We start from the raw sequence: 13,037 nt of genomic DNA on the forward strand, positions 1-13,037 counted from the left end.
AAAGCTCCAAGGTCTGAAAAAACCTGTCGGAGCGCTACCAGCGGCCTGCCCAAGCCGACAGGACGTAGATGCCATCATTCCGGCCATGCATGGCGAAACATCGCTGGAACGACCATCTAGGCGATTAGCAACCGTCGCGGAGAAAGCATGAAGATCGGCCTCGTCCTTTGCCCGAGTTTCCAACCCGTCTGCTTCGGAGCCGTCGCAGCGTTCGACGTGGCCAACAAGCAGGCCGGCGAGAAGGTCTATGACGTGCGCGTCCTCTCGGAGGAAGGAGGACTGGTCGCCTCGTCATCCGGCATGCAGGTCATGACGGACCCAATCGACGATGCTCGCTATGACACGCTGATCGTCGCCGCGGGCCTGGAGATACCGACCTCGTCGCCGGGATTGGTCCGGCTGCTTCGCGCTGCTGCTCGCGACGCGCGCCGCGTCGCCGCCATCTGCCTGGGCTCGTTCGTCCTGGGAGATGCGGGCTTGCTGAACGGCCGGCGCGCCACCACGCATTGGCGTTACGCGCAGGCGCTGCAGGACCGTTTCCCCAGCTGCGAGGTCGACATGGACAAGATCTTCATCGCGGACGGACCGATATGGACGTCAGCCGGCATGACCGCGGGAACGGACCTGGTCGTGGACATGATCGAGCGCGACCACGGCTCCGATATTGCCCGTTCGGTCGCGAAGGGCATGGTCATGTACCATCGCCGCTCAGGCGGACAGTCCCAGCATTCCACTTTGCTGGACCTCGGCGCGAATGAAGATCGGGTCCAGCGCGTGCTGAACTACGCTCGTCAGAACCTTGCCGAAAACCTCACCGTTGACGAGCTTGCCGAGGCCGCGTGCCTCAGCCCCCGGCAGTTCACGCGGCTGTTTCGGGCGGAAACCGGCACCACGCCCGCAAAGGCGGTCGAAGCGTTGCGTGTCGAAGCCGCGAAGTTGATGCTGGAACAAAGTCGGTTGCCGATCGAGGTCATCGCTCGCGAGGTGGGGTTCGCGAACCGAGAGCGGATGCGTCTGGCGTTTGCGCGCGTGCTTGGGGAGGTCCCTAGAGCCATCCGCAATGATGCCGGACCGCTGGCCGCACTATGATCGACGCGCGACCGCGGCAATGCGTGTAAGAAGGCGGCCCATGTCGGATCAATCGTCATAAGGCCACCGGCTTCTCACGCCGTCGAGTTTGGATTCCAAAGGCTCATCGCTAGCTGAGCCGGATGTTGGAAAGATCGATCGAAACGACGAGGGGCTCGGTGCTGAAGCTGCCGTCTGGCTGGCGGGAATAGATCCGGCGTTTCGTCGGGAATTTGATGCCCGAGACTTCCGTGTAGTCTTCGATGATATGCGCGCCGGGCGTGTTGCCGGAGATCTCGACGTTGTAGTCGTGGCGCTTCAGCAGCCCCTCACCGTCGAAATAGAGCGTCTGCACGGTGCTGTGCGTCGCGATCTCTGCCGGAAATCGCACCGCAAGGCGGCGCCAGTCTCCGCTGTCGGTCGGCCAGGGCTCCAGTTCCTCGGTCTCAAGTCTCGGCCAGGCAAGCAGGAACGGCATGTTCAGATAGGTCCACATCGCGCAGCCGGCGAAGTAGGCGAGTTGCAGTTCAGTCCACGGCGTTTGCAACTCATGGCCGGCAAAGCTCGCGCGCGGCTCAAGCAGCTCTTCGAGAACCGTTCCGTTGTCTGCTTCCAGAGCCACCCGGCTCGGCTCAAAGCGCGAGCGGCGATGGTCAGCGCCGAACGGAGCGTGTGACGCCCACTGCCTCTTCAGACCCACGGTGACGTTGGTCCGCTCGAGGGTGACTGCCTGTCCCTTCAAGGACCACAGGACGCCGCCCTGCACAAGATCGGCCGACACCTGCTCGAACTGCCGCCACCGATCGAGGCCTCCATGGGCTTCGATGGCTATATCCTTGAGTTGCTTCATGGTTGGGCTCCTGCGGAAGCCGCGCGGGATCGCAGCCTTTAGCGGGAGCCTAGGCGGTCGGCCAAGCCTGCCGAACGACTTAGATGCCTTGATTCCAGACGCCGCCGCGCGCCGGGTTTTCCAGATGCCTCTTGGCAAGCTCCAGGAAGAGAAAAGAAAAACGCGAGCGCGCTTCGCGCCGGTCATCTGGCAAGCGCTATCGTACGAGATCGTGCTTCAGTGTGGAAAAGCGTAGATTGGTGCCCAGGGGCGGATTGCGCTGCCCGACAGGTTAGCCATTGAAATACCGACAGAATTTCTAGCAGGCGGTGAGAATGTTTACCAGTTCTGTTACTCACCCGCCCTGCTGTCCTTTCCAGCTCACCTGTGAACATTGAGAGTACGCGGCCACAGTCGCTTGCGATTCAGGCGCAGGTTTCTACTGATGCATGCATCGCGATTGCCGGAGTGATTTGATGTGAGCGAAGCACCAGATTTTGCGGCCTTAGTTGCACAGGCGGAGAAGGCCGTAGCGGGCGTCAAAGACCCCGAGTTAAAACGAATGCTTTCCAGAAAGTGCTGGACGAGTTGTTGGCTGGCGGAGGCGCAGACCAACCTTGATGCGCTTAGTTCGACACTCAGGTGTGTCAGCTCACGTGCGGCGGCTGCCGCGCCAATACAAGGTCAGGAGCAACGCGGCTCATTGGTTCGACGCTGTCTTCTGTGCCCGGCCCTCACGGTCTGCCCCACGAAACTTTGACCATTTAGGGCGTTGGGCTCGGCTCTGTAAAAGGAGGCCGCGGGCAAGTGGGAGGCTTCTGGTTGCGGCTGTAGCTCGTTGGAGTTCGGGCTCTACTCCCGCCGTCAAGCAGGTAAGCACCACGCCTTGTTTCCCGGAGGATCATCATAGGCTCGTCACGCGGTGGTCACGCGGCGGGCTACCGCTTTAGCCAAATGGCTTTTGACCATGATCTCCCGTGGCAAATCGCCCCGCGAGCGTGGGATGAACGACAGCAAGAAGGTCGACTGCTCCGAAGGCGTCCACTTGCGTATGATCGGCAAGCCAGATTTCGGTGAAGCCTTCGCTCGTCGGCTCTTCAGTGTCAAATCCCCACCCAAGCTGATCCAAAGAAGTATCAATGAGCATCACAACCAAAATCTTGCGCTCGCACCGGGACCACTGGCCGCGGGTTAAAGTCATTTCCTTTGCGTTGAGCAGACCAAGCAGTCGCCACCATGCATCGTGATCCACAATCCCGATCGGAAATAGTCTTCTTGAGCTTCGTTCTGAGGGGCTGAAGCGAAGCTGCGTCAGCTCAATGCCAACACTCCGCCCTACATTGTCACGGCCTATAAAGTCCGGGGTCTCAGCATCGACCAGTTCGAAATTCTCCGAAGCGATGGTTTGATATGCTTTCAAAAATAGCGCTAAGTGATCCCGTTCGAGCTCCCGCTTTCCAATCTCAGAATCAGACATTTGTTCGCCCGCTCCGCAGCGTCATCCTTCGACCTAGCTATTTGTCGAGCGAATTACGGAAGCAAGTCTCGCCGGAGCGCAATCGCGCGGCCCTCAGGTCGGCTCCGACGAAATCGGAAGATGACGCCCAACATAGCCTACTTCGATCTTTTTCTCATTGTCATGTAAGAAGATGTGCACCCGGTGAGTTCTATCGACCCACACATGATCTTCGAAAGTACGAACAACACCATCTTCACCGCGAAACCTGCGAGCATTAGCATATCTTGCCATCGTCGGTGCAGATTCACCAGTGATTGGCGGCAGCATCGCTGGTGGACGACCATTGGCAGATTCACGCCATGCCCGCGCTAGGTTATCCAGTTCGGACAAACGTCGAAACAGCAGAGGCAGTAGCGTGGCGCTAAATTTTCCAATCTGTGACTCGATATCCAAACCAAAAGCCAGATGAGGAAACGCCTCACTCTTTCTTTCCCAGAAATTTCGTGACGTTAAATCAATCCGAGCTAGTTGAGTCCGACGATTAGCGATAGCCGTGGCATGACCCGGAATCGCGATGTGATCGAAGCAATAGGCGACTTCCTTCGACAAGAACCCCATCGAGTCGAAGTCCCAAAGCCGGCTTCTGAACAGACCTACGAGGATTGAGTTTGTGACGGCGCACAAAACCGAGTCGAACCCCGCCGCTTGAATACTTGGAAAGCTCTCCTCGTACCCAGCGGCAGGCTTTTCTGGCGCAATCTGAAGCAGTTCGTCAATTACGTTCTCTTCCAGACCTGCGTCTGATGGAATTGCCCTGTTGAGTTGGTCGAAAAACGTTGCATAGTCGTGATTAGCGGTTCCATAAAACGCATGCGCCACCTCACCAAGAGTGATCTCGGAGCCGTCAGGATGACGGACCAGTGCAATGTACCAGGGATCATTCGGTAGCCGGAGCGTTGGAAGAACCTCGCTGGCCGCATCTAGTGCCGCCAGTCCTTCTAGCAGCGAGGCCAGATGTGGTTCAGCGTCCGCTCTCGTGGGATACGGAGGATCGAGCGTCGCCGAGTTAAAGACGTAATCGGCCATCGGCATTACTGCTTCGGTCGTAATAGCCGGGCGACATTGCGCCGGCTTTGATCGAAGAACCCCGATGGCCACTCGCTCAGCTTTCCCTCCGAATCCAGCGTCGGGCTCGTAACGCCGATTTCGCCGGAAGTTCTCTGGAAATAATGAAAGGCTGCGCTGCTCGCATTCAAGATGCCGTCCCGAACGGCGATGCGAACCCCGTCCATGACATGATCAGAATGTGTTTCGATTATGAGTTGCACCCCGGCAGCCGCCGCCCTAGCACAAAGCTCTCCTAATTTCGTCTGCCCCTGCGGATGCAGATGTGCTTCCGGGTTTTCAATTAAAACCAATCCGCCCCGAGGGGTCGCCAATAGGGCCACGAGTACTGGCAAGACGTATGACAGCCCAAATCCAACGTTCGTTGCGCGATAGTCCCTGCTTCGAAGCTGACCGGCTGATCCGAAAGAAAAGCCACTCACTACCAAATCAGCGTCCGGAATTGCCTTGATCGATAAATTAACACCGGGGCTTATTTCTCCAAGCCACACTTCTATCTGATCTCGCAGCCGTTCGCTTGGTGCGGACACCAACCGAGGATCCGAAGGTTGAATTTGGATGATGTCTTGAAACATCTGAAGCACATGGAGCGTGTATTCGCCCTGACTACCAAGAACTAGAGGAGACGTCGGTGAATGCAACATGGGCGAAAACTTACGCGGACCGTTCCGCTCCGCACCAAGATATTGGAAGTTGCCGATGTGATCAGTACGCAAATTCCGCGAAAATATTGAGCCGCCGCGTTGGCTTTCGACGACCTCAATGGATGACCGAATGCTTTCTTCGTCGCCGAGCAGCGTCAGGTTGTCCTCGGCAACCACGACAAAATTGAACTGGGCGACGCGGGACGGATTTTTTCCGAACATATTGCGCCGGCTGAACGAAAGGCGAATTCCGAGAACGTCCTCTCTAGCCCGCTCGAACCAAATATCCGTTACAGCGCCCAGCTGGACTAGCTCTCCGGCCGTTAGCAGAGTTCCCCGTCGAAGAATTCCGTCTAGATAGGATTGGCGCAGCAGCAGCAAACTCTGGATCACGCTGCTCTTTCCCATACCGTTGAGGCCGGTAAGCAACGTAAGCGGCGCTAGACGAATGCGCTGATCGGCAAAGCACTTGAAGTTTATAAGGTGCAATTCGTCGATCATGGTTTTACTCCGGCACAAATTGGCGGACTAATCGCGCAACCTCACCGAATCTTTTCGACACGCGACGAGGTACTCCGGTCGAATAGGAGATTGAGATTACGAACTCGGGATCATCACGGACGAGCGATTGAAAAGCGTCGCGCACGGCCTGCCTTTGCTCGACAAGGAGCGAAATTTCTTCGTCGTTTAAGCAAGCAAGATTAACGCTCCATGCTTCAAACAACGGCTTGCTAACTGGGTTTCTGCTTCCACCCAGAATCCGAGGCTTGCGGAACGCATCTCCTTCAAAAATACTCGTTGCTGCCCGCATCGCGCGTCTGAATTCCAAGCCCAGCGCGTCTCTTCCTTCTTGCGACATCGCGTTAAGCTGGTGCATTGCATCATTTAAGAATGCGTCTAAGTCATTCACCCTATATTCTGCCCAGGCGGTCATTCTGAAGGCTAGAAAGCGCAAAACCATTTCTTGCGCATCCATTCTCTCGTCGCGAACTCGGTTGTCGGTTGCAGATTTGAATTCGGCGCTGTCCGCCAAGCCGCGCAAAAATTCGCGCACAGGACCCTTGTGCAGGGCGTTGCGTATTTCCTGCCCTGTGAGAGGGGCACCGCCGGTGTTGATGCGTTTGAAGATGTTGATCATGACCTCCTCGGGAGTACCGGGCTGGATCACGTTAATGACCAACTCGGTCTCCTCGATTCGGCGCTGCATTGACCTATCAAGCCGGCCGAACGTCAGACCATCCAAAGCATCGAGGTATTCAAGCCCGGTGAGCGGGAATACGTTCTTCATGAAATCGAAAATCGTAGTCAAACGTTGCAAGCCATCGACTACCGCCCAGTCGTCACGGTGGTTCGCCGCGACGTAGAAGACGGGCAGCGGAATACGCAGCAGCAACGATTCAATAAGTTGACTCTTTCGTCGTGGATGCCAAACGCGAGCTCGACGCTGGAATTCAGGAGCTAGATCCACTTCCCCATGATCGATGCGGCGAATGATCAAATCAATCGTTTTCCGCTCCGTTGTTACCTTTATCTTGTCGGGATCAAATGGCTTATCGATAATCCAACCCTGATCAAGCCGCTCCTCTTCTACGCCTAGCGCAGTCGAGACGGCCTCATCGACCAGGGTTTTATTATCGACCTCTACATCCGTCATGTTGTCACCGATGATCCTCAAACTGACCTAGGTTCAAACGTCAGGCCGCTCCTAGGTCTGCGCACAATTTGATGCAGCCGTACGCCCTTGGTCAGCTGTCAATTGCGCGTTCGCTGCTAGGCGCGAGGACATTTAACCTTTTGATTTGGGCTGCGGCTGACGCGTCGCAGTACCTGCTCTTAAATCACGGGAAAACTGCGGCTTGCGAGCTCGGCCGCCGGAAATCCGCTCGTGCCGTGCCCTCTTCCCCTTGCAAGGTCCCCTGCGATTGTTTTCTTTGACATCCCAAAACTGTAGTGGCTGGGGTAATGTCGGTCAACTATTCTACCACAGAGTGCCCGATGCCTTCGAGAAGGGTGGAGCCTCGCACTCATGATTTGCCCGATGGATCTACCCCTGCATCGCATCACGGAGATCACAGCTCAACGGATCGCCCGGGATCTTAAGCGAAAAAGCCAACTATCAAGCGTTGCGAGTTGCGGCGGTGAAGGCCAAGCTCCCAGCACCCTGCGAGGCGAGCTGCAATCCTATTCTGTGAGGGTGGCCGCCCTCGCTTCGGGTCTCCAGTTAAAGTCAATTAGCCCAAACTTTTGGTTCGGGAAGTATGCAAAGCTCTACGAGATCTCCCCGGCAGCCCCGCCGCGGCCCATCACGTCCTTTGAAGCCCCGCATGGGCCTGAAGGACATCAGAAAGACGCTTCGGATCACTCAGGCCGAGATGGCAGAGGCCGTGGGGATAAGCCAGGATGGTGTCTCTCGAATTGAGATACGCGCGGACCTTCGGCTTTCTACAATACGCAGTTATATTGAGGCGATGGGAAGGCTCCCTAACGCTCACTGCGCAACTCCCCACGGGAGAGGTCGTCCTTTCGGCATTCATTAGCGGCCCTTCCGAGCGGTAAATTGGGAATCCTACCGCCTTGGCTTCTTCGCTTTATTTCGCCGAAGGTTCGAACCAGTCGTCCCTAAGAACTTCTTCAAACGTTTCGAAAGCTGCCGGCCATCGCCGAGCTCGCAGTCCCACACTGTGAGGACTGACCAACCGCTGTCTCTCAAAGCTTTGCAATGCCTCTCATCTCGAGCGCGGTTACCTAAAAGTTTAGGTCCCCAATAGGCTCTGTTCGTCTTTACGATCCGCCCGTACTCCGGGCAGTTTGCATTGTCGTGAGCGTGCCAGAAGCAACCGTGCACGAAGATGGCTTTATGGCGCGACCGAAAGACGAGATCAGGCCGGCCCGGCAAGTCTTTTGAGTGAAGCCGATAACGGTAACCTAGCCCATGGAGAAGTTTGCGAACCGCTATCTCTGGAGCGGTATCCTTGGCACGAATACGCCGCATGTTCTCGGAGCGTTGCTCCCGTGTCAGCTTGTCCATCGCATTACTAGCCGGAGTGACCTAGCTCTCTTTCGAAGGGGCAAAGATAGTACCATTCAAGAACTCACCAACAATCTGGTTGAGGAAAGCAGGTGCGGCGATTCCGACGATACCAAAGTTCAGTTGCACAAATCTGGCAGATCCAACTACTCCGTCTGGCCCCACTGCAACCGCAGCAACATTTTTTGCCAACCGCGATCGGATTTCGGCACCGTAAGTCGTAGCTTGATAATAGCCATTCCTCGCCACCATATCTTTTGAATGAGAGTACTTGCACTCTATGATGAGCGCGCTTTCGCCCTTCCTAAACAGCAAAATGTCTGCACCAAGCGATCGCGAGACGCCCTCAAGTGCCTCCGTAGCTTCTGTGTATGGCGCCCTAATGCCGTTGTGGCTCCAAATACCCGCCGCTTCAAACCAAAGCTCCCAAGACCTGCCGATCTTGTCACGAACTCGAAAAGCAGGACGAGCAGCCCCTGCGCTAAGAGGCCGGAGGGAATCCAAGATGCACCCATGTTCGCGCAAACTGGCTAGCAACACTCCAAGCACACCTAGATGGAATAGACGCCAGCGGATTGCGTCATCTGGAACGAGCAGCCTTGCTGCGAGATGGTCTACTGATGTCTCCGCGCTAATCAGCTCGTCTGCTACTTCACACACTGCTCCCCAGGGCGCGCCTTCGCGTCGAATGGCTTTAAGCTCGTGACGAGAGGGCCGAGTAGATGCAGCCGAGGCCATCGCTTCGAAATTTAACAAGCGCTCTGCGACGTCGAGCTGCGGCCGAATGTTACGGTCGACGTCCGGAAAGAGATTCGTAGCTTGCTTTCGAACTTTGATCAGCTCAGATACGATCCAGCGCAAGTTGGTTACTATCATCAGGTCAGCATTACGCTCACTTTCCTTACCCACGAATTTGCCCGGCGGCCATCCGAAGGAGATCCTGGTGTTAGTCCAGGACACCCCCGCAAACGGCACGTCCCTCACGATTTTTGCGCTCACGCGAGCGGCCGGAAGAAGATCGTGCCAAATGCTCAGACGGTCGGGCCAACGAGATATTGAACCTTGTAGGTGTTCCAGCAACACTCGGTATGCACGTGCCCTGACGTCAGACGCCGTCCACTGTGCTGAAGCCTCAGCATCCAGCGGAGCTGCCAAGGCCTCCCACAAGCCACCTCTTCCGGTCCACTTGCTCAGAACCTCGGCCAGCCCCTCTTGCGGGATAGTCGGTGAACCTAAGCTAGCGACTGGGACATTTTTTGAATCCATGACCAATCGTCTTCGGTCAGCGCACCGGCGCTCACGACCCGCTGCTTCAACTCGTCTAAATCATGTGGCTCTAGGTTGGCCACCCACGTGCCAACGTTCACGACATAAGCTTCAGCGAGCCATTCTTGCAACCGTCCGACTGTAACAGACCCTGCTGAATCGGTATCCGCATCATGGGAGGCCATCTCTCCGTTCTCTTGGCTGGTCTCCACCAAGGAGCTCAGCTCGCCAGATACCCCCCCTGAATGCACCTCGCTAGCTTGGCTGGACTTCTTCGTGGGGGCTTCATCGAGAGCAAGGCCCGACTTTGCATCCGCCGCAATTGCAGCCCGGAGGTACTTACAAATCCCGAGAAATAGTGCGGGTCCCAGCTGTGTCGTCTCACTCACATAATGGGCGGCGTAGAGGCTATTGATCGCGCTTCGCGAGGTCGTGGGAAGATCGGCAGCTTGCTCCTGCAAAATCTCGCCGAACATTGCGGGGTCTGCCGCGGGAATAGGAACTCTCAAAAACCGCCGTCCGAGAGCCGCTCCAAAACGGAAAACTCGCTGGGCATCTAGGGCATTGTACGTCCCTAGCATGCGCCAATCATCTCCAGCGAGATACCGGATACTGCCCTCAGCTTCAACGCGTTCGCTGCTTCCGCTCTTCCAACCTAGTTGTATGGTTTTCGCTTCCGCGGCAGTCGATTCTAGCCCGATCGAAACGCTGCCCCCCGAAAGCCAGGTCAACAGACCGCCAAAAATTCGGTCCATGTCCGCGCGATTGGCTTCGTCAAGAACCAACCAGCGTTTTTCTTCTAGGGCTCTGAGGACCCAGCCCGGCTTGAAGACGACCTCTCCAGACAGGATAGTTTCGCCACCGACTAATTCGCGTGCAGTCCAACTCTCATCTGGAGTTGCCCAAAGAGGATCCGCTGAGTCGGCAGGTCGTGTCATCCCGATAGCTTTGCGAAGCAGGGCTGTCTTTCCTGTTCCGGGCGGCCCTACCAAGATCACCGCCGGTGAGGATGCAATTGCGTTCAGAATCATTCGCCATACGCGAGGGGACACCTTCACGTCAGCCTCCGGCCCCGCATCATGATCCGGGACACTTGGGACAGGAACGTGTGTCACTGCGGGAGCAGCTGACGCTGTGGGTTGGGCAGCATTTAGTCGAGCCTGAATTGCTTGGACCAAGCTTGGAATACTCGCCGCTATGGCAGTGGTCTCGTCTGCGAACCTTGTGAGACTCGCAATGAGATCGCCTGCGGACAGTGAGCTAAGCGACTGCACCCAGACGTCGGGAGGAGCCAACGTCGCATACATCGAAATGGTCTGCTTGTCGAAACTTGGCGTGAGGGAAAACGATGACGTATCCGAATAGGCTATCTTACGCGTTCGCGCCTCTTCCGCAAACGCCATGAACAACTTTGCTGCGGAGACCGCGAGAAACCGTTCTTCCTTGTAATCGTAGATCAGCAGAACCGGATTGACCTCGAATATTGTCCCGTCAGTTACCGCAATATTTCTCCCTAGGGCCTCGGCCCGCGTTGCGACCCTGCGAGTACCGTCAAGGACAAGCGTAAACACTAGGACGCGCTTGCTACCTTGTCCTTGCGCCTGAAACTCAAAAAGATACAGGGGGTTCGGCGAACGCGACAGCTCTAACCCAAGCTCCTCGCTCATCTCGCGGGAAGTGCCCGGCCGAAAACTTATCGACCCGGAGGAAGCATCCGCTATCGCCGTTAACGCAGACCTTAGCTTCTCATCGTTTGCTGCCATGCTATCTTCCGCCCGCAAGGCGCTTGGTCTTGCGTCGCCCCCTCGCATCCACGTGATAGCAGTCGAGAACTTTCTGCACTTCGATGGCTACAGCTTTGGCCATCAAAGGGGGCACGGCATTGCCGCAGAGGCGATACTGGTCAACCTGCGATCCGAAGAAAGTGTGGCTATCTGGGAAGGACTGGATCCTAGCTGCTTCACGAACAGAAATGAGACGCTGCTGTTTGACATCGTAGTGCAGGAACGTTCCCCAATGGGGGTCCGGCTTGGTGAGTAGTGTTCCCGGCAAATCTGTTGGCGCGAAACGCCCATATCTTTTGGTGTGGTCCTTCCGCAGAGCACGCTGCATGCCTGGAGGCAGAAGCTCTTTCGGTATCGATCTCCAATCCCCACCGATCGGAATGTGCTTTACCCGCTCATCGTTTGGCGGAAGCAACTCGCGGCACCAGTGATTGGTCAGAACACGGCAGTCTCCCCGCATCTGTTGCTGAAAGTCAGTGAGCTGGTCTGATTGCGTGTCCTCGTAAACGCTGACGTCCTGGCCGCCGCCGTTTTGCAGAGGCGGAAGGTCTCCAATAGCTTCGCTCACACGAATGGGCGACGCTAACCGAGGACCTATGTGTGGCAGTTCATCGGCAGGTGGCCGCTTTCCATACCCGATAGCATAGTGAAAGGTGTGAGTTCTTCCGCCTTTGAAGTGGGCTTGGGCGAGAGAGAAGTGCTTGGGAAGAGGTAGCTTCACCAGCCCAGCTTTGTCTGCAACGTCGCGCCGAGTTCCCACCATCACAATCCGAAATCTTTCCTGCGGAACTCCATAGTGAGCTGCATTCAAGATACGGAGGTCTAGTTCGTAACCAGGGCAACCATTCGCCCTCGATGTCGAAATCTTCCGGACGAGTTCCTCAATGAAGGCTCCGCCGTTCAGGGAAAGCATTCCGGGAACGTTTTCGAGGACGAATACTTTCGGGGATAGCCCGCGCAACAGTCGGACGTAGTGACGAAAGAGGTGATTACGGGGATCATCCGCTGAACGGATGTGAGAATTCAGCGAAAAACCTTGACAGGGCGGCCCACCAAGTAGGACGTCCAAATCGCCAAAGTCGAGCTTCTTGGCACTGCCTGGATGAACCACATGACCAAGCAGTTGACTGACCTTGACGTCCTCGACAGAGCCAGGCAACGCCAGAATGTCGCGAGCGCCCCCCGAGGGGTTGCGAGCGTAGCCTCCATCGAAGTTCATCAGGAAGTTATGAAGCGCAAGGTCCCAGGCATCGTTGGCAAATATTGGCTGGAAACCCAAGCTGTGGAAGCCACGGGACAGGCCGCCCACACCACAGAAGAGTTCTCCCACCGCGAACCGCGCGGCACTACTAGACCCTAACATTCAGTATCCCCAAGCCAGCCGAATCGCTTGCAATTGTTCTATGCTATCGTCTCAGCGAGTCCCGGATAAGGTGATCTCCCAGTTTTGTTCTGGTCGAGAGAAACGCAGCTAACCCGCCTAGCACAGTCTAGCCCCCCTCCTCATCGCAGAGCTTGCGAGTGTTCGCCGTGGGCAAAACGTTCACCGCAATCCCCAGCCGTTGAGCATTATGAAAAAACCCGGACCTTAAGGGGTCGCACCTATGAAGGGATCATGGGAGTGGCCCATGTTCCAACATTGCGCCAACAAACGCATAAATCATTGTAAATACGATAGAAATTGACATATCCCCTCTAACTAGGGACCTTTTCCGGAAGTCTGGTCGGCGCGACCGACGTGGACTTGAGTCCTGAGAGGGCTAGGACGGATCGTGCCCCCACGACGAGTCTTGAAGGCTCACGCACACTCCCAGGCGAAGTAAGCAGCCCACCA

General features: G+C 56.4%; 10 protein-coding genes. 1 reads left to right on the forward strand and 9 read right to left on the reverse strand.

Going from position 1 to position 13,037, the window contains the following annotated elements:
* Positions 1-147 precede the first annotated feature (147 nt).
* Complete coding sequence (locus I6F16_RS25790) at positions 148-1,089, forward strand: GlxA family transcriptional regulator (RefSeq protein ID WP_225174106.1); 942 nt, start codon at positions 148-150, stop codon at positions 1,087-1,089.
* A gap of 109 nt (positions 1,090-1,198) precedes the next feature.
* On the opposite strand, the gene I6F16_RS25795 is transcribed toward I6F16_RS25790, so the two are convergent.
* The 9 genes from I6F16_RS25795 to I6F16_RS25840 form a co-directional block, all read right to left on the reverse strand.
* Positions 1,199-1,918, reverse strand: coding sequence for a hypothetical protein (locus tag I6F16_RS25795; RefSeq protein ID WP_036027003.1), 720 nt, complete (start codon positions 1,916-1,918; stop codon positions 1,199-1,201).
* 925 nt (positions 1,919-2,843) lie between these two features.
* Positions 2,844-3,374 (reverse strand): hypothetical protein, encoded by a 531-nt coding sequence (locus tag I6F16_RS25800; RefSeq protein ID WP_225174107.1) that lies wholly within the window; start codon positions 3,372-3,374, stop codon positions 2,844-2,846.
* 93 nt (positions 3,375-3,467) lie between these two features.
* On the reverse strand, positions 3,468-4,442 hold the full coding sequence (locus I6F16_RS25805; RefSeq protein ID WP_225174108.1) for a hypothetical protein: 975 nt from the start codon (positions 4,440-4,442) through the stop codon (positions 3,468-3,470).
* Between the two features lie 5 nt (positions 4,443-4,447).
* A complete protein-coding gene (locus I6F16_RS25810) occupies positions 4,448-5,626 on the reverse strand; it encodes a DUF3696 domain-containing protein (protein ID WP_225174109.1) in 1,179 nt (392 codons plus the stop codon).
* Positions 5,627-5,630: 4 nt separating this feature from the next.
* Positions 5,631-6,779, reverse strand: a complete 1,149-nt coding sequence (locus tag I6F16_RS25815) for a DUF262 domain-containing protein (protein ID WP_225174110.1) — start codon at positions 6,777-6,779, stop codon at positions 5,631-5,633.
* A 912-nt stretch (positions 6,780-7,691) separates the two neighbouring features.
* On the reverse strand, positions 7,692-8,153 hold the full coding sequence (locus I6F16_RS25825) for a very short patch repair endonuclease (protein ID WP_225174112.1): 462 nt from the start codon (positions 8,151-8,153) through the stop codon (positions 7,692-7,694).
* A gap of 21 nt (positions 8,154-8,174) precedes the next feature.
* Positions 8,175-9,062, reverse strand: a complete 888-nt coding sequence (locus I6F16_RS25830) for a hypothetical protein (RefSeq protein ID WP_225174113.1) — start codon at positions 9,060-9,062, stop codon at positions 8,175-8,177.
* Positions 9,063-9,385: 323 nt separating this feature from the next.
* The gene (locus tag I6F16_RS25835) at positions 9,386-11,182 is read right to left on the reverse strand and encodes an AAA family ATPase (RefSeq protein ID WP_225174114.1); all 1,797 of its coding nucleotides are present in this window, start codon (positions 11,180-11,182) and stop codon (positions 9,386-9,388) included.
* A gap of 1 nt (position 11,183) precedes the next feature.
* Complete coding sequence (locus I6F16_RS25840; RefSeq protein WP_346656571.1) at positions 11,184-12,533, reverse strand: DNA cytosine methyltransferase; 1,350 nt, start codon at positions 12,531-12,533, stop codon at positions 11,184-11,186.
* Between the last annotated feature and the right edge of the window lie 504 nt (positions 12,534-13,037).

Source organism: Bradyrhizobium sp. IC4060 (genome assembly GCF_020193715.1).
Taxonomy (GTDB): Bacteria; Pseudomonadota; Alphaproteobacteria; order Rhizobiales; family Xanthobacteraceae; genus Bradyrhizobium; species Bradyrhizobium yuanmingense.